Raw genomic sequence first — 25000 nt, forward strand, 5'->3', positions numbered from 1 at the left:
TGGAAGCCTACCAGCGGAAGCGGAAAGGAGTCCTGCATCATGGCAAGAGAAGCTTCAACCATCAAGACCAAGTACCGCTTGAACAAAGGGGACGGAGCCTGGGCCTACGCCTTCATCGCCGTTGCTCTGGTCGTCTACGCCATGTTCACGGCCTACCCTGTCGTCAGCGCCTTCATCATCAGCTTCCAGGACTACAAGCCGCTCGGCTCGTCGTATGTCGGCCTCGACAATTATGTCTCCGTCTTCCAGAGCAGCCTGTTCTGGAAGTCGATGGGCAATACCGTGCTCTACACGGTGCTGACCGTCCCGGTCGCGCTGATGCTCAGCTTCGGCGTGGCGATTCTCATCATGCCGCTCAAAAAATGGATGCAGACCAGCTTCAAAGCGATCTACTATCTTCCGGCGGTCGCCTCCGGCGTCGCCCTGTCCGTCGTATGGCTGTGGATTTTCGATCCGCTGCAGTCGGGCATTCTGAACCAGCTGGTCGGAGTGTTCGGCATCAGCAACCAGAACTGGCTCGGCGCAAGCGCGACCTCCATGTTCTCCCTCGTGCTCATGTCCTGGCTGTCCAGCCACGGAACGAGCATCATCATCTACGTCGCCGCCCTGCTCGGCATCGACAGCAGCTATTATGAAGCGGCCGATATCGACGGAGCCTCGTTCCTGCAGAAGATGTGGCATATCGTCCTGCCCTGCCTCAAGCCAACCACGCTGTTTCTGCTCGTGACCGGAGTCATCGGCTCGTTCCAGGTGTTCCAGAACGCTTACCTGATGACCGGCGGCGGACCGGACCATTCCACGACCATGGTCGGCCTGCTGATCTTCGACACGGCATTCAAATACTTTGAATTCGGCAATGCCGCGGCGCAGTCGCTCGTACTCGCTCTCGTCATCGCCGTCATGGCCTTTATCCAGTTCAAGTTCCTGGGCAAAGACGTGGAATATTAAGCAGGAGGAGGCCGGGATATGGGCTTATACAACACTCACTTAGGCAACACGATGCTTCGCAACGTCCGCAATGCCGTCATCATCTTCCTCCTTCTGCTGTTCGCGCTGGCGACGCTGTTCCCGATCTACTTCATGTTCATCTCCTCCTTTGGAGATCCGGTGGAGGCGGGTGCGGTCAGCTATTCCTTGTGGCCGGAGAAGATCACGCTCGATTCCTACAAGTTCTTCTTCGATTACAGCGAGTATTCGTACCGTTGGCTGGGCAACTCCCTGCTCGTCGCGACCGTGACGATGGCGTCCAACGTCGTGTTCGCCACGATGGCGGGCTACGCCTTCGCCAAGATCCGGTTCCGGGGCAGCAAGGCGCTGTTCGGAGTCCTGCTCGTCGCTATGATGATTCCGTACCAGGTGACGCAGGTTCCGCTGTACATCCTCATCGTCAACGTCTTCAACATCTCCAACTCGTATACGGCGCTGATCGCGCCGAGCCTGGTCACCGTCTACAACATCTTCCTGGCCAAGCAGTTCATGGGCTCCATACCGAAGGAAATTCTGGAGAGCGCCAAGGTGGAGGGCTGCAGCCAGTGGCAGATCTTCACCCGCATCGTCATGCCGCTGTCCAAAACCGTCATGGCCGTCATGGCCATCCTTACGTTCATGGAATCGTGGAATACGTTCTTCTGGCCGTTCCTCGTGACCAACACGATGGACATGCAGACGATCCAGGTCGGACTCAAGAACTTCCGCTTCGCCAATACGACGTACTTCGCCCCGATGATGGCGGGCGCGACCGTCTCGGCGCTGCCGATGTTCATCCTGTTCTTCAGCCTGCAGCGCTACTTCCTGGAAGGCGTCACCGTCGGGGCCGTCAAAGGTTAACGAGCCGGCGGGCGGGAGGAAACCCGCCGGGCTGAAGCGATGCCGGCCGGGAGGCCGGCAAAGGAGGCGGAAAGCATCATGATCGTCGCTTGGGACAACACCTATGAAGAGGAAGCGGTCGCGCTCTGGAACGGGGAAGCCGTGCGCGACGGCTACAAGGAAATGAGCGGGGAGCGGTTCCGCTCCTCCCTGACCGGGCATCCGAGCTTCGATGCCGGGACGGCTTTCGTCCTGCTGGAGGAAGGCCGGGTCGAAGGCTTTGCCGTCGGCTGCGCGGGCGATGATCTGCCGCTCGGCGACGTCGCCGGTTATATCACCTGCGTCGTCGTCCGCAGCGGCCCGGAGGCGGATGCCGCCCGGAGCCGGCTGCTGGATGAGCTGGAGCGCCGGTTCCGCGAGCTGGGCAGGAAACAGGCGGAGGTCCTCTTCTTCAATCCGATGAGGCTGCCCTGGTACATCCCGGATACGCCGGGACATGAGCACAACAACGCTCCCGGCGTTCCGGCGGGAAGCTCCCTTCACCGCCTGCTCCTGGAGCGCGGTTATGCCGAACGGGCCCTTCAGAAGGCCATGTATTTGCCTTTGGCGGATTTCTCCGTGCCCGATGAAATCCGGGCCAAGGAAGAGCGGGCCGCATCTGCCGGCTACCGGGTGGAGCGGCTCGACGCCGCGCGGCATTCCGGACTGGCAGAGATGCTGGAGGCGCTCGGCAACCCGCTGTGGAAGCAGGAGATCGCTTCCGCCGCCGCTTCGGGCGTGCCGGTGCTGCTCGCCGCCCGCGAAGGGCGGGCGGCAGGCTTTGCCGGGCCGGTCATCCGCGAGGACTCCGGGCGCGGCTACTTCGCCGGCATCGGGGTCGAGCCCAGCCATGAAGGACATGGACTCGGCACGATCCTGTTCTTCCGCCTCTGCGAAGCGTTCCGCTCCGTCGGCGCGGAGTACATGTCCTTGTACACCGGAAGCGGCAATCCCGCTTTGCGCATCTACGAAAAAGCCGGTTTCCGGACGGTGAAGGAATTCGCCGTCATGAGAAAGGAGCTCTGAGCATGAGCGAGAGAAAACCATTGACGATTCTTGGAATCGGCGCGCATGTAGGCGACGTCGAGCTGGTGGCGGGCGGCGTGCTCGCCAGCCATTTCCTGAAGGGCGACCGCATCGCGACCCTCGCGTTGACCGCCGGAGAGCGCGGCGTGCCGGACGGGCAGGACGTAAACGAGTACCGCGAGCAGAAAGTCCGCGAAGCCCATACGTTTGCCGGCATGCTCGGCGGCGAAGCGAGGGTGTTCGAGATTCCCGACGGTGAAATTCCCGACGACGAGGCGATCCGCCTGCGGGTGTGCGACGTCATCCGCGAGGTGAAGCCGAACATCATCATCACCCATCCCTGCAACAGCATGCACAAGGACCATGCCACGACACACCGGATCGTCAACGACGCGCGGTTTTTTGCCGGGCTGAAGGCGATGGAGCGGGAGCATCCGGCCCATTTTGCCGGCAAGCTCTATTACGGGGAGAACTGGGAGGACGCGGTCGGCTACGTCCCTTACGTCTATGTCGACTTCGACCAGGCGGCGTTCGACCTCTGGATCGAGGCTTTGTCCACCCATTGGTTCGTCACCGGCAGCAAGTCGTTCAATTACATGGACTATTACAAGAGCCTGGCGCGCGTGCGCGGCCTCGAAGCCCGCAAGGAATACGCGGAGACGTTCATGATTCCGCCGGAGACGATGCGCCTGCGCCAATCCGAGCTGTAGGCAGCCGCGAACCAGGGGAGCGGCTTCGGCCGGATAGCGGGATGCGGCGGATAAGCGGCATCTGCCGCAGAAGGAGGCAGCGATGACAGCCATTCAGAACGGCATCGACAGAATCTCGGATTACGACGGCCTGCTGCGCGGCAAGCGCATCGGCCTGATTACGGCTCCGACCGGACTCGATGCGGAATTCCGCTCCACGATCGATCTGCTGCATGAGCGGTACGGCCTTGCGGCCCTCTTCTCTCCGGAGCATGGCGTGCGCGGGAATCTCGGCGCCGGCGATCTGGTGGATGCTTATGTCGACCCTCAGACGGGGGTTCCGGTCTACAGCCTCTATCGCAAAGATTCCAAGAGGCTGACCGAGGAAATGCTGCGCGAGGTCGATATCGTCGTGTATGATATCCAGGATGTAGGCACGCGCTACTATACGTTCATCTATACGATGCTGTACGCGCTGGAGGATTGCGCCGCCGCGGGCATTCCCTTTGTCGTGCTGGACCGGATCGATCCGCTGGACGGCGTGACGGTCGAGGGCAATGTGCTGAGGGAGGAGTTCAGCTCCTTCGTCGGCGGGTATCCTTTGGCCGTCCGCTACGGCCTGACGGCCGGGGAGGTCGCCTCGATGGCCAATGCGGAGCGCGGCTGGAACGCCGAGCTGCATGTGGCGGAATGCCGGGGCTGGAAGCGCGGCATGCTGTTCCCGGAGACGGGACGCGCGTGGATTCCGCCTTCCATGGGCATTCCGAGGTTCCATACCGCGCTGCTCTATCCCGGAACATGCCTGTTCGAGGGGACGAATCTGTCGGAAGGCAGGGGCACGACGGCGCCTTTCGAAACGATCGGGGCTCCCTTCGTGGACGGCGAAGTGCTCGCCAAGGAAATGAACGGCTTGAAGCTCCCCGGGGTGCATTTCCGCCCGGTGCATTTCAATCCGTATATGTCCAAGCACCAGGGCTCCCTGTGCGGCGGCGTGTATGTGCATGTTCTGGACGAGCGGGCGCTTCGTCCGGTGGAGACAGGCGTACGGCTGCTGTTCAAAGTCAGGGAGCTGTTCCCGGCCTTCGAATACCTCGCTCCTTACCGCAAGGGCGGCAGGCCGTTCATCGACCTGCTCGGCGGGGACGAGGGGTATCGGACGGAGGGTCCGGACGCCTTGCTGGAAAGGTTCGCAGACGAGAGCCGTCTGTTCGCGGAGCGCAAGAAGGCTTATCATTTGTACGAATAAGCCTGAAATCAGAGCCAGGAGAGTTTCGCCTTGTTTGGTTCTAAATAGATGGATTCGTGCAGCGGCGGGCGCTCACTGCGCTGGAGATATTGCACAGACTTGAAGCTTGGGGGAAACAGCATGAGCTATGTGGCGGGACTGGACGGAGGCGGCACCAAGACGGCCGTGGCGGTGGCGGACGAGAGGGGCGAGGTCATTCATTCCTTCCCTGCGGGACCGCTCAATTACAATGGCCACGACGAGCAGCGGGTCGAAGCCTCGATCCGGGAAATCTGCCGCGGGCTGGAGACGGCTTGCGGCTCGCTGGCCGCCGTTACCGACCTGTGCATCGGCGCGGCCGGGGTGAGCAACCCTTCGGCCGGAGGCCGCCTGCAGGCCGCCCTCCGCGCCGGCGGCTACGGCGGCGCGCTGACGCTCGCCGGCGATCATGAAACGGCGCTGGCCGGCGCGCACGGCCGACTGCACGGCATCGTGCTGATCGCCGGCACCGGCTCGATCTGTTACGGACGCAGCGTTGGCGGAGCGGCCCATCGCGCCGGCGGCTTCGGCCATCTGATCGATGACGAGGGCAGCGGCTACAGCATCGGCCGCGGCATGCTGTCGTCCGTCGTGCGCGCGGCCGACGGCAGGATCGGGCCGACCGCGCTGACGGAGCTCGTCTACGGAGCGCTCGGAATCGGCTCGGTTCCGGAGCTGATCGGCTACGTCTATGCGCCGGGCCGCAGCAAGGCGGAGATCGCCGCGCTGGCGCCGCTTCTCGGCGAGGCATGCGATGCCAGCGACGAGGCCGCCCTGCGGCTCGCCGCGGACAGCGGAGCCGCGCTGGCGTCGCTTGTGCCGGCGGTCGCAACTGCGCTCGGTATGGAGGACGGAGAGCTCGCTCTGCTGGGGAGCGTGCTGGAGCGGAGCTCCTATGTGAGGGAGGCCTTCCGGTCGGAGCTGTCCGTGCGGCTGCCTCGGCTCAGATGCGTCGAGCCCAAGCGTGACGCCGCCTATGGAGCGGTGCTGCTGGCGCTTGAGGCCAGACGATGCAGGCTGGATTCCGGCAGGGGAGGGGAAGGGCGATGATGACCTGGACGCCTCCCCGTCCGTACGCGATCGGCGTCGGACTGATGTCGGGCACTTCGCTCGACGGGGTGGATGCGGCCGTCGTACGGCTTGAAGGCAGCGGCCTGGATGCCCGCGCCGAGCTGCTTCATTTCCATACCCGCGCTTACGGGGAGCCTCTTCGGGAGAGCCTCCGCAAGCTGTGCGATCCCGCGGCATCCGATGTGGAGAGCCTTTGCGGCATGAACGTCTACATGGCGGAGCTGTTCGCAGAAGCCGTGCTGGAGGCGGTGCGGGATGCCGGGCTATCCATGTCGGAGGTGGACTTCGTCAGCTCGCATGGACAGACGGTGTGGCATATGCCGGAGCCTCCCTCTGGCCGGCCTCATCTGTCGCGATCGACGCTGCAGATCGGCGATCTGTCGGTGCTTGCGAAGCTCACGGGGGTCGTCGCGGTCGGCGATTTCCGTCCTGCCGACCTCGCCGTCGGCGGCCAGGGCGCTCCGCTGGCTCCCTACGGCGACCTTGTGCTGCTCCGCCATCCGGATCGGGGCCGGCTGCTGCAGAACATCGGCGGCATCGGCAACTGCACGGCGCTTCCCGCCGGAGCCGGGCCGCAGGATGTATTCGCGTTCGACACCGGGCCGGGCAATATGGTCATCGACGCCGCGGTGCATCGCCTCACCGGCGGCGCGGCCAGCTACGACGCCGGAGGGGCCATGGCGGCGCGCGGCACGCCGGATGCCGAGCTGATGGCGGAGCTGCTGGAGCATCCGTACTTCCACATGCCGCCGCCCAAGTCGACCGGCCGGGAGCTGTTCGGCGCCGCATACGCCGACGGCTTCCTGGAACGGGCGGCTGCCCGCGGCCTTGGCGCCGAGGATATCGTCGCGACGGCGACGGCTCTGACCGCCCGCTCCATCGCCGATGCCTGCCGGCAGCTCGTGCTGCCCCGCTGCGAGGTGCACGAGCTGGTCGTCAGCGGAGGCGGGGCTTGCAACGCGACGCTGCTGACAATGCTGTCCGGCTTGCTCCCGGAGCTGTCCGTCACGACCTCGGGCTCTCTGGGCATTCCGGACGATGCCAAGGAAGCGGTCATCTTCGCCCTGCTCGGGCATGATTTCCTGCTCGGCCAGGCCAACAACCTGCCGAGCGCGACGGGAGCATCGCGCCCGACCGTCTTGGGGAAGCTCGCGCTTCCTTGACTGGATCCAACGGCTGTCCTAGTGGACGGCCGTTTTTTTTGCATTTCCTTTACCGGGAAAAATATTTATTTCTGGAAAATATAAGACGAAAAGAAGAATAGGTCCTCATTCTTATTTTTATAGACGAAATAAAGAATTCCCGGCTTCATCGGGCTCATTGAGGGCATTTTGTATTTGCTTAGCAGTGATGGAGCTTTCGACTCCAAATACAGCACGTTTGCGAGGATGTGAAGCACGAAAGAGGGTCGCGGACTATTCCGCGACCCTTTTTCCCGTTGCGGCAGCATTCGGAGTTCGGCTACCGGCCGCTGCCGGCAAGCGGAAGCTCCAGCGTGACGACCGTGCCTTTTCCCGCCATGCTGTCGATGGCGAAGCTGCCTTCATGCGCGGCCATGATGCGCTTGACGATCATGAGACCAAGGCCGTTGCCGCCCGGCTTGGTCGTATGGAACGGCTCTCCCGCCCGCTTGAGCTCTTCCGCGTCGATGCCTGCTCCGGTATCCGAGATCGAGATGGTCTGACGGCCGTCGGCCGCCTCCAGCGTAATCGAAATTTCCCCGCCGCGCGGCATGGCTTCGGAGGCGTTGCGCAGCACGTTGAGGAACACCTGCTTCATCTGGTCGCACTCGCAGAGCAGCAGCCCGGAGCTGATATATTCGCGCTTTATGGAGATGTTCTCCAGACGGCATTGGAATTCGAACATTTGCAGCGTCTCTTCCAGCAGGCCGGAGCATTCTCGGATAGCGAGCTGGCGCGTCTTCGGCCTGCCGAGGACGAGAAAGTCGTCCGTGATGAGATTGATCCGTTCGATCTCGCTCATGAGCAGGGAGTAATGGGCAGGATCAAGCTGGCTCGAAGTGAACTGGAGCATGCCCTTGATCGCGGTGAGCGGATTGCGGATTTCATGCGCGATGCCGACGGCCAGCTGGCCGGCAAACACAAGCTTCTCGTTGTGGCGGAGCTGCTCCTCGGCCCGCTTCGTTTCCGTCGTCTCCCGCAGCGTGCCCGCCGTACGGATCATCCGCCCGTCGCCGTCTACGATGGGGACGATGTCGAGGATGAAATGCTTCGGGACGCTGAAGCGCTTGTCCGAGAGCTCGAGTCCTACGATGTGGTTTGCGCCTTCGTCCAGAAGCTGGCGGAAGCAACCGCCGATGACGGGCAGGCTGCGCGCATCGAGGCCTTCGCGCTTGTCTGCGAGGCTGAGCATGCGGGACACGGAGTCGTTCAAGGTCAGAATCGTTCCGTGCTCATCCGTGAGGACCACGCCGAAGTGGCTTGTTTCCAGCAGCGCTTGCGTCAGAATCTGCTGCTGGGTGTTCTGCTTGCGCAGCAGCAGCTCCCTCTCGATGGAATCGGCCATCGTGCCGAGCAGGGCGAGCAGCTGGGGATGGGCGTTGTCGGCTACGGTCATGATCGAGATGGTGGCGTATATGCGGCCCGAGCCTTCCGGATCCGGCAGAGGCGCCGTGTAGCAGGCCATCTGCTGAAGCGGAAGATGATAATGCTCGGCTCCGATCACCTGCACGGGCTCGTTGCGCTCCAGGCACAGCGTGATAGAGCTGATGGCGGCCTCTTCCCCGTAACGGACGCCTTCGACAATATTGAACTCGTGAAGCGAGCCGATCATGGCCGGATTGCCGCCGAAGCCGAGCACATGGCCCTCCCCGTCGGAGACGGCTACCAGCATCGGGTCCTGCGGCAGCAAGCCGAGGAACCGTTCGGCCAGATCAAGCGACACCTCGAGCACATCGGCGTAATCGGATTTCCTTTGACGAAGGGCGTCGACAGCAAGCCGGTCCTTGAAATCGGGTATAACGGAGGAATCCAGCCCCATGGCATGGTAATATCGTTTCAATTCCTCGAAATCAAGCAGCTCCATTCTCTGTTCTCCTGTCTGAACACTCGTTACTTTGAGAATACCATAAATGGGCCGTTCAACTCTCCGGAAAATTTGTAGCCTCGCATTGCGGACTCTATGGAAAAGGGTTATCATGGCAGTAGGTGTACGTGCATGAGAACGCAAATAAGCCCGAAGAATCGCTGGAATCGATTCATATCAGGCTTTTTGAGGTAAAGGAATTGTACACCCTGACAATTCAACCATGGAGGTGAATCATCATGGCAAAAGACGTTCTGTGCGAAGTGAACTCCTGCAAGAACTGGGCTGACGGCAACAAATGCAGCGCTTCGTCGATCTACGTGGTCAGCCACCGTGGACAAGCCAGCCAATCCGAAGAAACGGATTGCAAGACGTTCGAACCTAAACTGTAATAACGAATATGATTCTCTTGGGGCAGCCGTTGCAGCGGCTGTCCTTTTCGTTATGCTCTCCTACTATAATAACCAATAATGATAATTGTTATCAAGTGGTTGAGAGAAAAAAGTTTTCAGCCCTTATCGGCGAACAGGAACCGCAGCATCGGGCATGGCCGAACAGCGACTGGCGGCTGCGACCCGCACGGGTACCGGCGATGGATCTCCGGCATCAGCTCTCGGCGGCTTGAACGGGCTGAACCCGGCGGTGCGGATGGATAAAAAATGGCTCGGCCGGCGTCGTGAAATTTGCTATGATGGAAACAGAAATGGAAGGATATGGGCTTGTTGGAGCCGTCTGCTGCTTGCCGGTTCGCCGGATCAAATGAGAAAGGGGAGATGGGGAATGGATGAATCGCCGGTCCGCAAGAAAGAAACGGAGGGGTACAGGCCTGACGCGGTGCGGAAGGCTTTTGACATGAACGATGGAGGGAAGACGATGAGCGACAACGGGAAGACGTTGGGATCGGCCGCAGCGGCAAGTCCGGTCAAAAACAAGGTCGGCAGCTATTTCGTTCCGGTACGGAATATCGAGGCTTCCCGCAGCTGGTACTGCAAGGTGCTGGGTCTGATGGAGGCGGATTGCCCGATTCATTTCGGCCATCTATGCCCGCTGCCGATGCAGGGAACGGGATTGATTCTCGACACGATGCCCAAATGGGGAGGCAGCGATCCCGACGGAGCTCCTTCGATCCAGACGCCGGCGTTCATGCTTCTCACCGACAAGCTGGAGGAATCGCTCGCATATATGAAGGAGCTTGGCGCCCGGCTCGTGACGGAAATCGAGCATGACCAGTGGTTTGTCGTTCTCGACCCGGACGGCAATAAGCTGATGATCTGCAGGGAATAAGCAAGAAGCCCCGCTGCTGCCGCACGAGGCAGGAACGGGGCTTCTTGCCGCTGCCGGAGGATGCTCCGCTGTCCTTCACCGTCCAATATCGTGTATGATGGGAACAATGGATATTGCAGCGGAGGTTGAGCATGGATTATATCGTGTTGGATATTGAGTTCAACGGGCGGAAGTTCGCCAGCGACAAGCCGATGGAGGTTATCGAGATCGGCGCGGTCCGGCTGAACGAAGCCTTGGAGAAGATCGACGAATTCACGGCTCTGATCAAGCCGGTTTATTTTGCCAAGCTGAACAGCTTCATTCGGGAGAAGACGGGCATTCCGCAGGAGGACATCGATGCGGCGAGCGGGTTTGTTCCGGTCATCCGCCATTTCCTGGCTTGGCTGGGCAAGAGCGAAGCCTGCACGTTCGTGACGTGGGGCGGCGAGGATATGAAGCGGATCGTGCTGGATACCCGCATGCACAAGCTTGACGATGCCTATTGGCTCGCGGCTTCCTATTATGATCTGCTCAAGATCTATTTGCGCGCGCGCAGCCTGACCAATGATGTCAGCGTCGAAGCGGCTTTGGCGGAGCTTGCCATCCCGGCTGAGGGCAGCGCCCACCGGGCTCTGGACGACGCCCGCATGACGGCGGAGATTTTCCGCCGCATCTTCCCGGACATTCAGCATGATACGGACGCGCGGCAGTACAAGGACACCTACTCCAACGCCAAGGAACGGAGAATGGTGAAAAATGCGATCCGCGGCCTCGCCGTGCAGAAGGTGCAGCCGACCTGGGAGCTGGTGGCCGATAAGCTGGCCAAGGCGAAGGTGGACATGGACAACGCCAAGAAAGCGGCGGAGCTGCAGGATTACTACGAGGCGGAGATCGTGAAGGCGCCGAAACGGCCGCAGACTCCGCGTCAAGGCATGCGTCCGGCGGGGGAATCGTCCTCCGAAGCGGCAGACGGTCCGGAAGTGCAGGGAGAGCGGGAAGCTGCGGTCGTACCGGAAGAACCGGCGGTTGACTGCGAGGCGTCTGCAGGTCCATCCGCGCCATCCCGCAGCGGGAGAGGCGCGGACGCTTAATATACGTTTGTGCAGCAGAATGCCGGCGATCCATCGCCGGCGTTTTTTTATGAAAGCATAATGGATAATGAAGGAGTTCGGACCGATATAATCCTGAAATGGGATTTGGAATGGGCTTGATAGGTGTAACGTAAGTTGGAGCGGCTTCGCAGCAAGCCGGCCTATTTTAGCGTTCAAAAGGGGATCAGCAAATGAAGCTTGAAGAGAGAGTTGAACGACTGGAACGGCTTATTCAGGGCTTGGCGCTCGAGCTCGCGGAGCTGCGGCGGCGGCAGGCTGCGGACTTGCCGTTGTCGGGAGGGGAGCGGCGGGACGGCGCTGCGGTACGAGCATTCGATGAGACCGAGGCCGCCGAGCAGGCAAGCGAGGGGCAGCAGTTCCCCGAGCATCTCCTGCAGACGGCGCCGGCCCAATCTCCTGCAGGGGGCGGGCATCGTTCCATGCCGGGATCTGCTCCGAGGCCTGCCGGTCCTTCCGGACATGCGGCAGCGGGAGGGACTTTGCCTTTGCAGGCTGCTCCTCGCCCGCCCGCCCCTCCAGTCGACTGGGAGCATCTGCTTGGCAGGGTCTGGCTGCCGCGGATCTTCATCGTCGTACTGCTGCTCGGCGTGCTGTGGGGCTTCGCCGCAGCCGTCAATGCGGGCATGATCACGCGCCCGGTCCGCTGCTGGCTCGGCGCTGCGGCGGCGGCATGCATGTTCGCGGCCGGCATCCGGCAGATGCGGCACAAGCGGGAAGCGCTGGGCCAGGCGCTGCTTGGCGGAGCGCATTCGCTGCTCGTCGTGACGTTGTTCGCGGCGCATATGCTGTATGGATTCATGTCCGTTCCGCTGGCCTGCGTCCTCTACGGCATCGCCATCCTGCTGTTTGGCGCGACAGCGCTTGCCTACCGCTCGCAGTCTCTCATGCTGCTCGCCATGGCTGCCGGATGCTTGATTCCGTTTCTCCTTGACTACGATGCTCCCCATGTCTCCATTCTTGTTGCTTATGAGGGGCTGTTCGCAGCTTCCGCGCTGCTTATCGGCTGGAAGCTTCAGTTCCGCTGGGTGTACGCCGCTTCCTATCTGCTTCTGCAGCCTGCGCTCCTCGTCGCCGCCCTTCTCGGAGCCGGAGATGGAGGGGAATGGTGGTTTCTCGGCGCCCAGCTCTTGCAGCAGGCTATCCTCCTGACAGCGTACCTGTTGGAGAAGCGGGAGGCTCCTGTCTACTCCGAGCGGAGAGGACTTGTGTTCACTTCCTTTGCGATTACGGCGGGATGGGCTTATCTGCTGCTGATGCCGAAGCATGAAAGCCAATATCTGATTCTGGTCGGGATCGGTGCGGCTGTCTACAGCCTTCTGGCTTGGTTGCAGCTATCCAAGAAAAAGGAAGCGGCCGAGCTGCTTGCCGTCACGGCGACGCTCGGATGGATGCTGCTGCTGCTCGAGTCGCTGCCGGGCACTTATGCGGGAGCGGCACTCGCAGTCGAAGGGACGCTGGCTCTGGCGATCGGCCTGCGCATCCGCGCTCCTTACCAGCAGGGAGCGGGGACGATCGTGCTCTTCATCGGCGCGATGCGGATTATCGGGAAGCCCATCGATGCCGTCGCATCGCCGGAAACCTTCAGCTGGATCATCCTGCTGGCGGACTTGCTGGTTCTGCACCGAATATTCCTTCCGTATAAACAGAGCCCGCGAGCAAGGCAGGCATCCGGAGCACTGTTATGGCTGACCGGAGTTCTTGGCCTGGCATTCCTGACCCAGCTCACGCTGGCAGCGTCGAGGCCGCTGGAGACGGACAGCCAAAGGCTGATCTTATCCGCGGTATGGGTCGCCTATGCGATTGCGCTGATTATCGCCGGAATCATGCTGCGGCGGCCGAAGGCTCGATTTGCCGGCATGCTGCTCGTGCTGCTCACCCTGCTGAAGGTCATCTTCATCGACGTTCCTGGCGTGACGATCGCCGTCCGAGCAATTCTGTTCATCGGTCTCGGGGTGGTGGGCATCGCTGTATCGCGAGTGATGTACAGCAAGCAGAAAAGTCAGTAGAAAAAGAGGGTCCCGCTCGGGACCCTCTTTTGCGTGCCTATGGCCTTCCATGAGCTCTTGCAGCTGCCGTCGGCTCCTGAAGCTTCCCGCTGCAGAAGCGTGCTGCTGCAGCTCCTGACGTCTAGATCTCCGCCTTGGCGCTGCCCGGCTCATCCGCCAGCTCCAGCACGACCGGACAATGGTCGCTGCCCAGCACGGCGCTGTCGATGGACGCGTCCTTCAGCAGCGGACGCAGCCGCTCCGAAGCGAGGAAGTAGTCGATGCGCCAGCCGATGTTCTTCTCCCGCACCTTCGGCATGAAGGACCACCAGGTATAGGCGCCTTCCGCATCGGGATGGAAGTGGCGGAACGTATCGACGAATCCGGCTTCCAGCAGCGTCGTCATCCGGCCCCGCTCTTCCTCGGTGAAGCCGGAGTTGCCGCGGTTGGCGCGCGCGTTTTTGAGGTCGATATCCTGATGGGCGACGTTGAGGTCCCCGCACAGGATGACAGGCTTCACGGCGTCCAGACCTTGAAGATAGCGAAGGATGCGCTCCTCCCACTCCAGCCGGAACGGAAGGCGGGACAGGTCGCGCCGGGAGTTGGGCGTATAGACGTTGACCAGGTACCACCCTTCGAACTCGAGGGTGAGGATGCGGCCTTCCTCCTCGAAGTCGTCCTCGAGTCCGTACCGGACGGACAACGGCTTGATCCGGGTCCAGACGGCCGTTCCGGAATAACCTTTGCGAACGGCGTAATTCCAGAACAGATGATAGCCTTCGGCATGGTCCAGCTCGATCTGGCCTTCCTGCAGCTTCGTCTCCTGCACGCAGAAGATATCGGCATCCATATGATTGAAATAATCGGCAAAGCCTTTCTTGACGCAGGCTCTCAGCCCGTTGACGTTCCACGACACCAGTTTCACTTGCATTCTCTCCCCGCTTGCGGCATGGCTTATCTGTCCAGTGTACCATGGCCGGGCTCCGGGCGGGGAGGGAGGAAGCTATTGGATCGCGAGGTAGCGGGCCGTCTCGGCCCGGTAGGCGGCCAGCGCAGGAATCAGTCCGGCTGCGATGCCGGCCGCAAGCACGATGCCGGCGATGCCAAGATGAGACCACTGGAATCCGACCGTCACGGCGATGGATACGCGGGAGCCGATATAGCCGGACAGGACGGCCGACAAGCCATAGGCTCCGGCGATGCCGAGGGCGCAGCCGAGGAGCATGACGATGGAGGATTCCAGCAATACGATGGCCATTACATGGCGGCGGCCGGCGCCGATCGCGCGCAGGATGGCCACGCTGCGGCGGCGCTCCATCGCCGAGCCGTACAGGGAGAGGCAGACTGTGAGGCCTGCCATGCCGAGGATGACGTATCCGATGCTGCGCAGAGCCTGCTCTCCGCTACCCAGCATGTCGAACAGCTTGGCCAGCGTCTGCCCCGGCAGCACGGCCTGGGCTTCTTTTCCGGCGTTCGTCTGCTGGTACAGCTTCATCAGCCCGATGTAGCTCTTGGGCTTGACGAGGACGGCCGTCACTCCGCGGGCAGCTTCATCCTCGTCGGACACAGCCGGACCAGGCGCGGACGAAGCCTCGGCAGAAGTAGAAGGCTCTTGTCCGCCGTCGGCCGCTCCGCCTTCCTCTTCATGCCCATGCTCATGGCTGATCCAGTAGCTGTCCATGCTGACGTAGATGCCCTGGTCGGAAGGAGCCGCTACCGGCTTCAGAATGCCGACCACCTCATAGGGATGCTCTCCATGCTCCTCCGGCTCGGCGGAGGCGGCGACTCCATGCTCGGAGACGAAGCGGTCCCCGACCTTGAGCCCTTCGCGGGAGGCGACCTCCGCTCCGATCACGGCCTGGAAGGGACCGCTGAACAACCGCCCGTCGCGAAGGCTGAAGTAAGGCGGATCGGCGGGGCGGCCCTTGAGGTCGAAGAAGCCGGCGCTTGTCCCGACGATCCGGAATCCCCGGTACTGGTCTCCGAGAGCGAACGGAACGGCGGTCTGCACTTCGTCATCTCCGGCCAGCTTCTCATAGTAGGCATGGCTGAGGTTGTCCAGCGGGCGGTCCATCAGAAATATGGTATTGAACACGAGCTGGTTGGCGCTTCCCTTGGAGCCGATGAGGAGGCCGAACGGCTCGCTTGCCCGCTCGATGCCGCCGCGCACGCCCCCGGAGAGGATCAGAACCGCCAGCGTGACGGCGATTCCGACAAGGACGACGGCGGCCGTCAGGGCGGTTTGGACTTTGCGGGCCATCAGATTGCGGATAGCCATGCTCAGCAGGGACATGGCTAGGCTCCTTTCGCCGGCGAGAGCGGCCCGCGGGACAGCTCCCGCATGGATACGGAGCTGTCCATGCGTGCCGCCTGCTCGGGGTCATGGGTACAGAGCAGGAGCGCGGCGCCCGTATCGGAAGCGGCGGCAAGGAGCAGCTCCATGACCTGCGCCGCCGTCGAGACGTCCAGGCTGGCTGTCGGTTCGTCGGCCAGCAGCAGCTCGGGGCCGTTCACGAGCGCCCGCGCGATGGCGACGCGCTGCTGCTCGCCCTGGCTCAGCTGGGCGGGCCGGTGGTGGAGGCGGTGTCCGAGCCCGGCCTGCTCCAGCAGCTCGGCGGCCCTGCCGCGCCGGGCGCGCTTGTCGAGCACCCGGCCGAAGCTGGCGGCGGCGAGCACGTTCTCCAGCGCCGTGAAGCCGGGGACCAGCTGGAAGCTCTGATGCACATAGCCGATATGTGCGGCTCGCATGCGGTCGAGCTCCGCCTCGCGAAGCAAGTCCATGCGCTTGCCCATGAAGGTGATGGAGCCTTCCGTCGGCCGCGATATGCCTGCGATCAGGTGGAGCAGCGTGCTTTTGCCGGAGCCGCTCGGTCCGACCAGAGCCTTGCGCTCGCCTTGACGCAGCTCGAAGAACGGGACATCCAGCACCGGCATCATGATGCCGCCTTGGATGCGGAACCGCTTGACCACTTGCTCCATGGAAATCAGCGTCATTTCAGCACCTCCGTCTTGTCGGCATTGATGCGGATCAGGCTGACGAATCCGGTCTCCTCGTCGGTCATGGAGCCGACGCTCAGCGTCCCGGTAATCTTGACCTGATGCTCGGTCGGCGTCATCTCCGAGCCTTTCGGCAGATTGACGACGACGATATCGGACGGCCAGTCCGCGTCGGAGGAGCAGAAGGGACAGATCGCCAGCGGGATGCGGGTAAGGACGAAGAAGCGGACGGTCGCCGTCAGCGGCGGAGCCATGTAGCCGATCATCTCCACCTTTTGCCCGTCGAGCTCCTTGAGCTTGTCGGAGAAGGTGAGTCCCCGCACCGTTTCCTTGCCGTACAGTTCGGAGAAACGGATCGTCTCGGGTCCGTCCAGGCTGGAGCGGACGGTCGGCGGAGCGGAGCTTGCCGGACTCGGCAAAGGCGACGCCGAGCTCCCGGGCAGGCTTGCTCTCGGGCCGGCAGATGCCTGCGGAGCGGGAGAGGCGTCCGCGGCAGCCTTGGAGCCAGATGCAGCTGTACCGCCGGACGGCTTGCCGGCTTGCGGGGAAGCCGTCCGCTGCGGCTTAGCATTTGCCGCAGCATTTGCCGTCCCCGGCGCGGGGGACGCAGCGGCATTTGCCCCGCTGGCTGGTTTGACGCTGCCGGACTGGCCGCCTTCCGGCGCCTGGCCTGCCTTGCCGCCGGCAGCGGCGGTTCCTGCCGCTGCATCGACCGAGTCTCCGGCAGCGCTTCCGGCCTCGCTGTTCTGCGCCTGCTCGGTTTCGCCGCTTGTGCTGCTGAGGTCCGCACTCCCGGCCGCCGTGTCCGTTTTCGGAGCCGCTTGGCTCGCTGCCGGCGCTCCTTCATCTCCGTACCCTTCATCCGGCTCCGAAGCAGGCAGCGCTTCGTTCGGCCCGTTTGCCTCGCCGATGTCGGCACCCGCCGGCGCCTTCGCTGCCTCGCCGATGCCGGCCGAAACGGAAGAAGGCTCTCCCCCTGAAGGGAGAGCCTTGGTTCCACAGCCGGCCAGCAGCAGCCCGGCCGCCATCAGTCCCGCAAGCAGCGGGACCGGACGGAAGAGTGTTGCCGGGCGGCTCCTCATTGGCCGAGGGAAGCCAGCAGCGAATCGCTGGTGACGATCAGCCTGCCGTTCTCGCTTTTGAATTTCAGCGGCACCGGCTTGTTGTTTTTCTTCGCAATGCCCTTGTCCATATACAGCACGAGCTTGCTTCCTCCGGCGTTTACAAAGGTGACGTTTTTGGCGGCATCATAGGAAGTGCTTCCTCCGACGGACTTCAGGAAGCCGTCCAGCTCGATCCAGGTCTGCTTGTCCGGCTTGCTGCCGTCCAATCTCAGGCCGAGCGCCTGCGCCATGCCGAAGAACACCTCGGTATTGTCCAGCGTGCCTTTGAAATATTCGGAGCCCGGTCCGTGAGCCATCAGCGGCACGTCGTCGGCGGAGTGGACCTCGACGCTTTCGGATTTCGGCAGCGTGCCCGTATGGAGGTACTTATCCTTGTCAGGGGCGTCCGGATTGGCCAGCGTTCCCGGATTCGCGATATAGGCATCTCCGGAGAGGACGGCCGGAGCCTGGGGAACGGAGCTGAACTTGTAGTCCTCGTAATAATCCGGCGTGGCGCCGAAGACGACGGCGAGCTTGCGGTCGACATCCGGCGTATCCGGGAAGCCGTCCTTGTCGGAATCGGTGTAGGTCGGGAACTTGGACTGCTCATAGGTGCGTACGGCTTCGCGTCCCGTCTTGCCGTCGCCTTCCCAATAGGTGCCGGCGATGCTGGCGGAGTGGGCATGATCGGCCGTCGCCAGGACGAGGGTGTCGCCCGAGGCGTCCGCGTAGCGGCGAGCCTCGCCGATGGCTTTGTCCATCTCGATCGTATCGTAGGCGGAGCGCTCCCAGTCCATCGTATGCAGCTGCTTGTCGATGCTGGCTCCTTCGACCATGAGGAAGAAGCCGTTCTCGTTCTTGCTGAGCACCTCGATCGCTTTCTTGGTCATGTCCCACAGATTCGGCTGGTCGGTGAACGACTTGAGCGCCGCCGTGTTTTTGGTCGAGCGGTCGTAGTAGACGTTCATGTCGCCGGTATGGAACAGGCCGAGCAGCTTGGAAGGCGTTCCGGAGCTTTTCAGCCCCGAGGCGCTCTCCACGAATTTGTAGCCGGCTTTCTCGAAGCCGCTGATGAGATCGTTCTCGTCCTTGCGCTTGGAGCCGGCAACCGATTTCGGGAGGAAGTAGGCCGATCCGCCGCCCATGACGACTTCAGGCTGAAGCTTCAGCAGCATGTCGGCGATCTCCGGCTTGTCCGAGCGGCGGCGGGTATGGGAGACGACCGCGGCCGGCGTCGCGTCCTCGATCTCCGAGGTCGTGACGATGCCGACCGACATGCCGCGCGTGCGCTTCAGCATCTCGGCGAGCGTTTCGACCTGCGGATCGTCGAGCGAGCTTTCCGTATTGTCCGGATAGACGCCGAGGGCGTTCACGGCGGATTTGTGGCCGGTATTGTAGGCGCTGGCGCTGTTGGCCGAGTCGGTGACGATGGAATCCATGCCGGAGGTCGTGACGACGGCGCGCTGCTCCAGCTTGTCCATCTCCATGAGGCCGTTGTACTTGCCCTCGCTCAAGCCCTTGGACATTGCGCGGGCGATGGTGATGCTCGGCTGCGACATGCCGTCCCCGACGAAGAGGATGATGTTTTTCGCCTTCTTGCCGGCTGCGGAGGTGGTCACCGCTTCATAGGAGACCGTGCGGGACAAGGAGCCGGCCGTCACCTTAACGGTGTAGGAGCCCGGCTTGTCCAGCGTAACGCCGCGGATCATGAAGGAGGAGCTTGAGGCGGTGCTGGTTTTCTCGAAGCTTTTGCCGAAAAAGGCTTCCGCGCTTTTGCCGTTGATCTGGATGCTGACGGCCGAGGCGTTTCCGGTCCAGTCGTTCAATTCCACGCGGAAATCAAATTTGCTGCCCGCCAGGAACTTGGCATTATGGATTGGAGCCACGTAAATGGACGGCGCCGCTTTGGCCGTCGCGGCCGCTTCGGCTGCCGCCGCAGGAGCCGGAGTCAGCTCGGCCATTCCGATTCCTCCTGCTGCCATGGCGCTCGCAAGCGCCGCTCCGAGAAGCATTTTTCCTGCTTTTCCTTTCTTCATCTCCCCAAACCCCTCCGCTACTAGAAATGAATGCACTTCCACAGCGTAAGAGAGAATGATTAAGCAGGTGCTAACGATTTATGAATAATTGGTAAAATGAAGAAAACGCCTGCGAAGCCGCAAGGCGTTTTCATGCATGCATCCATTCGGCTGCTAGTTCTTCTCCTCGCCCGCGTTTCCATCCTCCGGAGGGCGATTGCCGTTTTTCAGCTCCCAGATCGAATAGCCGAAATCCATTTGCAGATGGGGATTGTCCGGGAACTGGGGCCAGTCGCCGCCCCATGTGAAGCCGAGACTCTTGGCGATCGCTACGACCTCCAGCCAGTCGGCTTTGCCGTTCTTGTTTCCGTCGTATTCCATATCCCAGATAATATCGCCTGTGCGGTCCTTGAGAGCGAAGTCGATCGCCAGACCGTAGTTGTGGTAGGATTCTCCGCCGCGGGCATGGGTAACGATGGAGCCTCCGCCTTCCCGGCCTTTGCTGTACAGGACATCCTGCTCCGCCGAGCTGCGGAAGCCGTCGGTGATGACGACTTTGATGCCTTTGGCGGCGGCCAGCGAGATAAGCTCGTCCTTTTTCCGGTCGAGCACCGGATGCAGCTGCGTTACGGGAGGCACCTCCCGGTATAGTCCCGGAGGGACGACCCGGTCGAACAGGCGCGGCTTCTCCAGCTTGAACAGGGCTGCGGCTGCCAGTACAAGTCCTGCGGCCAGCAGCAGGCAGCCGAGGCCGTTTCTGCGCCGGGTCTGAGTCCGGCCTGCGGACTTGGGGCTGCGGCCCTTTTGTCCGCCCGTCATAGGGCTTTGCTGCATGAAGGTCTCCTTTGCTCGTTCGCATTGTTCAAGCTTATACGAGCGGAAAGGAAAAAAAGCTTCAGGAAACGGCGGATCGGCATGGAATTCGTTTCCAGCTGGATCAGCGGGGGTAAGGAAAGGAATGGGCTGGAAATTGCAGCCGCCTTGGCGCCGACAAGTCCAAAAAGCAAACAAACCGCTGGCAGCCGCCCCGAAGGGCCGGCTGCTGCGGTTTGCGCAAGGGGGGATCCGGATTCAGGACAGGCTAGTCCACATCGGGACTGCCGTCAACCGTATCGGCTGGATCGTCGGCGTATTTTTCGTACTTGGTGTCGTCCATGATCCGGCGTGCGGACACGTAACGCTTCGTATAGTAGGAATCGCTCAGGCTGCTGATCATGACGCCTTTGCTCGACGAGGAGTGGGCGAACTTGCCGTCCCCGACATAGATTCCGACATGCGAGACGCCGCGGCCGCTCGTATTGAAGAACACGAGGTCGCCCGCCTTGAGATCGGCCTTCGCGACTTTCTTGCCCAAGCCTGCTTGGGAAGCGGAAGAATGCGGCAGGGAGATCTTGAATTGCTTGAATACATAGGACGTGAATCCGGAGCAGTCGAATCCGCTCGTCGTCGTTCCGGCCGTCTTGTACGGCGTGCCGACGAGATCGCTGATGACACCGTCCATTTTGGAATCAGCCGCTGCGCTGCCTACGCCTGCAGTGAACAGCAGAGAGATTCCGAGGATGAGGCTTGCTGCTTTCTTCTTCAAGCTTGAGTTGCTCCTTCCAGAGCCTACGAGGTTAGCTGTGGGGTTCGGTTGAAGGTTCCCTATGATTCCTGCGGCATGCGTGAGAATGACTGGCGACGCCCAAAATCAATTCACCCGGAAAGTGGTTCCCCCGTTTCCATGTTCAACGGAATTCGGCATTTTGAATGATACTGGAAGACATATTCTTGCTTTTCGCCGCTTCTCCTTCCGAAAACGACATTTTCTAATAATTCTCATGTTTCAAAGGGATGAGGACAGCGTTTACATCGCTGTTTATAGGGGAGCTATTCTCCCCGCAGCAGATGATATTGGCGACTCGTCCCGATTTCTGCGCCGTGGCCTGCAAGTCCAAAAAAAGCCCCGCCTTCTCCATGAGAAGGCGGGGCTTGCCTGATTCCGCGGCTGGATCAAACGGTATAAAGGACGTCTTCCATCAGGGTAAGCAGCCGGGATCTCATTCCGACCAGCTTCATCAGGGCTTCCTCCTGCAGGCTGCCGGAATCCGGGCTGAGCCGGGCGTGTTCGCTGCTGATCGCCTCAAGGGCCTTGCCGGCGTTGGGGTTCAGGTCGTAATGCTCAAAACGGTAAAGCAGCTCGGCGGTGGATTGGTGGAGCTCTTCATAATAAGCTTGAATTTGTTCGGTCATCGTTCGATTTTCCTCTCTGGTTTGATTATTTTCTCTATTCTGCTGTTCGATGTATGGGGGCGGCTCCGAGAGAGCCGGCGATTGTGTGTGCGGTAAACTGCGCTTACAGCATGCCCATTCGTTGTTTTCATCGCTTGCATCTGTCGATGCCCGTCACATCCGGAGGCAGACAGCGGATGGGGAGCGGGAGCCCGTCAGTCTGCCGAACGCCGGGATTCGATATCTGTGAATCGAGCGGAACGATAGGATTCCCGAATGCCTGAGAAGTTATTAAACCGGCAGGCGCTCTTTGAAAACAAGTCCTAATTGTCAGAGAATTTTCACAATTGTACGATGGAATTATCGCTTTGTCAACTAATGTGACGCGAATCCTCCCAGCAAGCGTACTGTGATGTCAGCAGCCACAAGTCGAGCAGCGTGCGGACCAGATGATAGGCTTGCTGGATGACGAGGGCGGCCAATCCGGCCCATCCCATCGCTGCGGCGCTGAAGCCGGCCCCGATGACGCCGGAGAAGAGGAGCAGGATCAGGCTGAGGCCCGCCATCGGGAGCAGCCGTCTGCAGGCGCCCGACACGGAAGCCGAGACTTTGAGCCTGGATACCGCTCCGAACTGGAGGGAGAGGCTGAGCAGATGCAGAATCCCGATCCACAGCAGCCACGCTGCCGCCCAAGGCAAGATGCTGACGGCGATTTCCTGCAGAGAGGAGCCGTTCCTGACTACATCCCATGCCCGGGAGCCCAGCCACCAGAGAGGAGCGGTGGCAAGAAGCGTTTCCGCCCAATAGAGAAGCAGGACCGGCTTCCATGCCTTGCGCATGCCCTGAAGGAATAGGGTGCCGCCTTCATGTCCCGCCGCCGCATGGTGGATGGAATAGAACAGGCCGGCATTGATGAGCGGCGTGACGATCATGCGGGAGAGGAGCAGGGCGGCCAGCGTCCACAGGAACGGCTGGGCGAGATCGGTCTTCATGAGCCGGAACTGGGCTTCCGCCCAGAACAAGGCATCCGCCCCTTGCGAAGGCTCGTTCGCTCCGGGATACCGCCGAAGCAGCGGTCCGATAATGGAGTCGACATAACGGTAGAGGAAAAATCCCCACAACAACCGGTACAGGAACAGGGCGACGGCCACAGGCAGATGTTTGATCGTCAGGCGCCACCCTTGCTTGAGATAAGTAGACACGTTTGAGACTCTCCTCTCTTCGGGCCGCTACCAGGCGAACGCTCCCGCAATCCATTCCAGCGCCTTCACGATGCCGAGGCTGATCCGGACCTCCTGCTTGCGGGGAGCCTCGGCCTTCAGGAAGTTGTTCATCTGCCGGTTGTCCAGTACGTTGGTGCGGTCCGGATCGACCGCGGCCCAGAGCAGCGGGGAGGGAGCGGTCAGCTTGTAGAGCATATCCGATTCCACCCCGTCCCAGGTGCGGGAGGCCGTAGAGCCGTCGGCGAACTTGAAGGTGACCGGAACCGGACCGTAGACGCCGCCGCCCCGCTTGACGAGCACGTCGGACTCGTACATTTTGGAGGCGCCGGAGTCCGCTGCCTTGGAGACGCGGATGGAGGCGACTGAATAGTCGGCCATCTCGCCTCCGTACACGAACTGGCTGAAGTAGTCGTCCCAGTTCTGCTTGCTGACCTGCTCGACGACCTTCTTGAAGTCCGCCGTGGTCGGATGCTTGAATTTATATTGGTTGAAATAGGTCCGCATGATCTTGCTCATGATGTTTGTGCCGACCCGGTTCTCGATGCCGGTCAGCACCAGCTTGGCGCGGCTGTAGACATTGTCCGCATACCGGCTGTGCGAGCCGAACGACCAGGAAAGCAGCTTGAGCGGGGCCGGATCGGTGACGTAGCTCGCTTCCAGCGCCGTGCGGGGCTCCACTCCGTATTCGCTTTCCATGACCTTGTCCTCGGAGTAGGAGGTGAAGCCTTCGTCCAGCCAGGCTTCCTCGAACTCGTTGGAGGCGACCATGCCGTACCAGTACTGATGGCCGATCTCATGCACGACCGTCCGCTCCAGACTGTAGCCGGGATTGTCCGTCTCGGCGGCGAATGCGGTCACGAGCGTCGGATATTCCATGCCGCCGGCGCCATTGGCCCCTTTGGGAGGAACGACGATGGAGAGAGTGCTGTACGGGTAGCTGCCGTACCACTGGGCGTATTTGGCCAGGGCCGATTTGGCGGCGTGCATGTAACGCTCTTTCTGCTCCTTGTGCAGCGGGTCGAGATAGAGCTTGATGCGGACTCCGGGAACGCCGGGAGCGGAGAAAGGCTCCTCGCTGTAAAGGAAATCGGGCGAGGCGGACCAGCCGAAGTCATGCACGTCCTCGGCATAGAACGTATATTGCTGTCCGCCCTTGGCCGCTTCGAGCTTCGTCTGGACGCCGGTGGCAGCGACTTTGTAGCCGGCGGGAACTTCGATCTTGACGGAATACACGCCGAAGTCGCTGTAGAATTCCGAGTTGCCGTGGTATTGGTGCACGTTCCAGCCTTCCGCGCTGCGCGTGCCGGTGCTGGTCGTGTTGTAGGCCGCGATCTTGGGGAACCACTGCCCCGCCATCGTGAAATCCCCCGAATAGCCCATGCGGGCGAACACCTCGGGAAGCCCGACGGTGAAGCCGATCTGGAGCGTGACCTCCTCGCCCGGAGCGACCGGCTGCGGCAGCTTGAGCTTGGCCAGCGTGTAGTCGTCCTTGTTGCCGTCGTCCGGCTGAACATAGTGGACCCGAGGCAGGAGGCTCTCTCCATCCTCCGTCTTGAAGGAGTCGAGGCGCATGTAGCCGGTGCTGCCGGCCGTCGCCTTGTCGTCCCGGAGCTTTCCGCCGGATTCCTTCATGAACGTGGTTTTATCCGACAAGAAGGCATTCGGATACAGATGGACATACATGTCCGACACGGTTTTCCGTCCGGGATTCTTCCAGGTGACCGTCTCCGTCCCGGTCAGCGTGCGTCCGCTCAGCTTGACCTGGATCTGGTAGTTGGTCACTCTTCGGGACAGCGGCTCCGCTTCCGGCTCCGGGGCGGGAGAGCTCTCGGCCGCCGGCTCCACGCCGGGTTCATTTCCGGCAGCGGCAGCGGCATATGTATAAGAAGTAAGTCCGTGATGTCCGCTGCCTTGGAACGGGGCGAGAAGAGATGACGTGAAGAGCAGGGCGAGCAGCAGTGTTTTGCAAGTTCGGCTTGAGGCCATGGACCGGTTCCCTCCCGTTGACAAGCTTCTAAGGCATGTATATGTTTGCTTTTGCCTGATTATTAGCTAAAATGGAATTTATCCGGACGAACTCCCGGCCCGTCCCGCCAGCTAGCGGTTTGACGGGCTTTTATAGCCATTTTGGACTTCATTATTCACACGGAA

At 61.5% G+C, this 25000-nt stretch carries 22 protein-coding genes and 1 riboswitch; of the genes, 11 read left to right on the forward strand and 11 right to left on the reverse strand.

Annotated elements, in window-relative coordinates; all coding sequences use genetic code 11:
* The first annotated feature begins 39 nt into the window (after positions 1-39).
* The 7 genes from VE23_RS17645 to VE23_RS17675 all read left to right on the forward strand — a co-directional run bounded on the left by VE23_RS17645 (position 40) and on the right by VE23_RS17675 (position 7058).
* The gene (locus tag VE23_RS17645; protein WP_048743911.1) at positions 40-948 is read left to right on the forward strand and encodes a carbohydrate ABC transporter permease; all 909 of its coding nucleotides are present in this window, start codon (positions 40-42) and stop codon (positions 946-948) included.
* 18 nt (positions 949-966) lie between these two features.
* Positions 967-1827 carry a carbohydrate ABC transporter permease gene (locus VE23_RS17650; RefSeq protein ID WP_048743910.1) on the forward strand — a complete coding sequence of 287 codons (861 nt, stop codon included), beginning with the start codon at positions 967-969 and terminating at the stop codon, positions 1825-1827.
* Between the two features lie 78 nt (positions 1828-1905).
* Complete coding sequence (locus tag VE23_RS17655; RefSeq protein ID WP_049869784.1) at positions 1906-2871, forward strand: GNAT family N-acetyltransferase; 966 nt, start codon at positions 1906-1908, stop codon at positions 2869-2871.
* A gap of 2 nt (positions 2872-2873) precedes the next feature.
* A complete protein-coding gene (locus tag VE23_RS17660) occupies positions 2874-3581 on the forward strand; it encodes a PIG-L deacetylase family protein (RefSeq protein ID WP_048743908.1) in 708 nt (235 codons plus the stop codon).
* 82 nt (positions 3582-3663) lie between these two features.
* Positions 3664-4806 (forward strand): exo-beta-N-acetylmuramidase NamZ family protein, encoded by a 1143-nt coding sequence (locus VE23_RS17665; RefSeq protein ID WP_049868697.1) that lies wholly within the window; start codon positions 3664-3666, stop codon positions 4804-4806.
* Positions 4807-4926: 120 nt separating this feature from the next.
* On the forward strand, positions 4927-5874 hold the full coding sequence (locus tag VE23_RS17670) for an N-acetylglucosamine kinase (protein WP_049868698.1): 948 nt from the start codon (positions 4927-4929) through the stop codon (positions 5872-5874).
* Positions 5871-7058, forward strand: a complete 1188-nt coding sequence (locus VE23_RS17675; RefSeq protein ID WP_049868699.1) for an anhydro-N-acetylmuramic acid kinase — start codon at positions 5871-5873, stop codon at positions 7056-7058. Before VE23_RS17670 ends, VE23_RS17675 begins: the two co-directional genes overlap by 4 nt.
* 298 nt (positions 7059-7356) lie before the next feature.
* On the opposite strand, the gene VE23_RS17680 is transcribed toward VE23_RS17675, so the two are convergent.
* The gene (locus VE23_RS17680; RefSeq protein ID WP_048748475.1) at positions 7357-8940 is read right to left on the reverse strand and encodes an ATP-binding protein; all 1584 of its coding nucleotides are present in this window, start codon (positions 8938-8940) and stop codon (positions 7357-7359) included.
* Between the two features lie 239 nt (positions 8941-9179).
* On the opposite strand from VE23_RS17680, the gene VE23_RS26010 reads away from it, so the two are divergent.
* From VE23_RS26010 to VE23_RS17700, 4 genes are all read left to right on the forward strand, one after another.
* Positions 9180-9332, forward strand: coding sequence for a DUF1540 domain-containing protein (locus tag VE23_RS26010; RefSeq protein WP_076359549.1), 153 nt, complete (start codon positions 9180-9182; stop codon positions 9330-9332).
* 481 nt (positions 9333-9813) lie between these two features.
* Positions 9814-10224 carry a VOC family protein gene (locus VE23_RS17685; RefSeq protein ID WP_049869785.1) on the forward strand — a complete coding sequence of 137 codons (411 nt, stop codon included), beginning with the start codon at positions 9814-9816 and terminating at the stop codon, positions 10222-10224.
* Between the two features lie 131 nt (positions 10225-10355).
* Positions 10356-11294 (forward strand): 3'-5' exonuclease, encoded by a 939-nt coding sequence (locus VE23_RS17690; RefSeq protein ID WP_069202493.1) that lies wholly within the window; start codon positions 10356-10358, stop codon positions 11292-11294.
* Positions 11295-11485: 191 nt separating this feature from the next.
* The gene (locus tag VE23_RS17700; protein WP_084781573.1) at positions 11486-13321 is read left to right on the forward strand and encodes a DUF2339 domain-containing protein; all 1836 of its coding nucleotides are present in this window, start codon (positions 11486-11488) and stop codon (positions 13319-13321) included.
* 121 nt (positions 13322-13442) lie between these two features.
* Here the strand turns inward: VE23_RS17700 and VE23_RS17705 are convergent, their stop codons facing one another.
* The 10 genes from VE23_RS17705 to VE23_RS17755 form a co-directional block, all read right to left on the reverse strand.
* Positions 13443-14225, reverse strand: coding sequence for an exodeoxyribonuclease III (locus tag VE23_RS17705; RefSeq protein ID WP_049868702.1), 783 nt, complete (start codon positions 14223-14225; stop codon positions 13443-13445).
* Between the two features lie 78 nt (positions 14226-14303).
* On the reverse strand, positions 14304-15593 hold the full coding sequence (locus VE23_RS17710) for an ABC transporter permease (RefSeq protein ID WP_048748477.1): 1290 nt from the start codon (positions 15591-15593) through the stop codon (positions 14304-14306).
* Between the two features lie 2 nt (positions 15594-15595).
* Positions 15596-16294 carry an ABC transporter ATP-binding protein gene (locus VE23_RS17715; RefSeq protein WP_232316988.1) on the reverse strand — a complete coding sequence of 233 codons (699 nt, stop codon included), beginning with the start codon at positions 16292-16294 and terminating at the stop codon, positions 15596-15598.
* Positions 16291-17379: a hypothetical protein gene (locus VE23_RS27115; protein WP_198156187.1), complete on the reverse strand. Its 1089-nt coding sequence runs from the start codon at positions 17377-17379 to the stop codon at positions 16291-16293. Before VE23_RS27115 ends, VE23_RS17715 begins: the two co-directional genes overlap by 4 nt.
* Positions 17376-19436: an alkaline phosphatase gene (locus VE23_RS17725; protein ID WP_048747399.1), complete on the reverse strand. Its 2061-nt coding sequence runs from the start codon at positions 19434-19436 to the stop codon at positions 17376-17378. Before VE23_RS17725 ends, VE23_RS27115 begins: the two co-directional genes overlap by 4 nt.
* 153 nt (positions 19437-19589) lie before the next feature.
* Positions 19590-20249, reverse strand: coding sequence for a M15 family metallopeptidase (locus VE23_RS17730; RefSeq protein ID WP_232313124.1), 660 nt, complete (start codon positions 20247-20249; stop codon positions 19590-19592).
* A 247-nt stretch (positions 20250-20496) separates the two neighbouring features.
* A complete protein-coding gene (locus tag VE23_RS17735) occupies positions 20497-21000 on the reverse strand; it encodes a C40 family peptidase (protein ID WP_048747396.1) in 504 nt (167 codons plus the stop codon).
* Positions 21001-21005: 5 nt separating this feature from the next.
* Positions 21006-21168, reverse strand: a riboswitch (cyclic di-AMP (ydaO/yuaA leader).
* A gap of 239 nt (positions 21169-21407) precedes the next feature.
* Positions 21408-21647: a hypothetical protein gene (locus tag VE23_RS17745; protein ID WP_049868704.1), complete on the reverse strand. Its 240-nt coding sequence runs from the start codon at positions 21645-21647 to the stop codon at positions 21408-21410.
* Positions 21648-21997: 350 nt separating this feature from the next.
* On the reverse strand, positions 21998-22828 hold the full coding sequence (locus tag VE23_RS17750; protein WP_049868705.1) for a hypothetical protein: 831 nt from the start codon (positions 22826-22828) through the stop codon (positions 21998-22000).
* Between the two features lie 27 nt (positions 22829-22855).
* Positions 22856-24835, reverse strand: a complete 1980-nt coding sequence (locus tag VE23_RS17755) for a M1 family metallopeptidase (RefSeq protein ID WP_048747393.1) — start codon at positions 24833-24835, stop codon at positions 22856-22858.
* Between the last annotated feature and the right edge of the window lie 165 nt (positions 24836-25000).

Origin of the sequence: Paenibacillus sp. D9, from assembly GCF_001188365.1 — a bacterium.
GTDB classification, from domain to species: Bacteria; Bacillota; Bacilli; order Paenibacillales; family Paenibacillaceae; genus Paenibacillus_O; species Paenibacillus_O humicus.

Excerpts from the sequence above, each read along its gene's own strand:
- VE23_RS17645 (WP_048743911.1), top strand. The coding sequence starts at position 40 with ATGGCAAGAGAAGCTTCAACCATCAAGACCAAGTACCGCTTGAACAAA.
- VE23_RS17650 (WP_048743910.1), top strand. The coding sequence starts at position 967 with ATGGGCTTATACAACACTCACTTAGGCAACACGATGCTTCGCAACGTC.
- VE23_RS17655 (WP_049869784.1), top strand. The coding sequence starts at position 1,906 with ATGATCGTCGCTTGGGACAACACCTATGAAGAGGAAGCGGTCGCGCTC.
- VE23_RS17660 (WP_048743908.1), top strand. The coding sequence starts at position 2,874 with ATGAGCGAGAGAAAACCATTGACGATTCTTGGAATCGGCGCGCATGTA.
- VE23_RS17665 (WP_049868697.1), top strand. The coding sequence starts at position 3,664 with ATGACAGCCATTCAGAACGGCATCGACAGAATCTCGGATTACGACGGC.
- VE23_RS17670 (WP_049868698.1), top strand. The coding sequence starts at position 4,927 with ATGAGCTATGTGGCGGGACTGGACGGAGGCGGCACCAAGACGGCCGTG.
- VE23_RS17675 (WP_049868699.1), top strand. The coding sequence starts at position 5,871 with ATGATGACCTGGACGCCTCCCCGTCCGTACGCGATCGGCGTCGGACTG.
- VE23_RS17680 (WP_048748475.1), bottom strand. The coding sequence starts at position 8,940 with ATGGAGCTGCTTGATTTCGAGGAATTGAAACGATATTACCATGCCATG.
- VE23_RS26010 (WP_076359549.1), top strand. The coding sequence starts at position 9,180 with ATGGCAAAAGACGTTCTGTGCGAAGTGAACTCCTGCAAGAACTGGGCT.
- VE23_RS17685 (WP_049869785.1), top strand. The coding sequence starts at position 9,814 with ATGAGCGACAACGGGAAGACGTTGGGATCGGCCGCAGCGGCAAGTCCG.
- VE23_RS17690 (WP_069202493.1), top strand. The coding sequence starts at position 10,356 with ATGGATTATATCGTGTTGGATATTGAGTTCAACGGGCGGAAGTTCGCC.
- VE23_RS17700 (WP_084781573.1), top strand. The coding sequence starts at position 11,486 with ATGAAGCTTGAAGAGAGAGTTGAACGACTGGAACGGCTTATTCAGGGC.
- VE23_RS17710 (WP_048748477.1), bottom strand. The coding sequence starts at position 15,593 with ATGTCCCTGCTGAGCATGGCTATCCGCAATCTGATGGCCCGCAAAGTC.
- VE23_RS17715 (WP_232316988.1), bottom strand. The coding sequence starts at position 16,294 with ATGACGCTGATTTCCATGGAGCAAGTGGTCAAGCGGTTCCGCATCCAA.
- VE23_RS27115 (WP_198156187.1), bottom strand. The coding sequence starts at position 17,379 with ATGAGGAGCCGCCCGGCAACACTCTTCCGTCCGGTCCCGCTGCTTGCG.
- VE23_RS17725 (WP_048747399.1), bottom strand. The coding sequence starts at position 19,436 with ATGAAGAAAGGAAAAGCAGGAAAAATGCTTCTCGGAGCGGCGCTTGCG.
- VE23_RS17730 (WP_232313124.1), bottom strand. The coding sequence starts at position 20,249 with ATGCAGCAAAGCCCTATGACGGGCGGACAAAAGGGCCGCAGCCCCAAG.
- VE23_RS17745 (WP_049868704.1), bottom strand. The coding sequence starts at position 21,647 with ATGACCGAACAAATTCAAGCTTATTATGAAGAGCTCCACCAATCCACC.
- VE23_RS17755 (WP_048747393.1), bottom strand. The coding sequence starts at position 24,835 with ATGGCCTCAAGCCGAACTTGCAAAACACTGCTGCTCGCCCTGCTCTTC.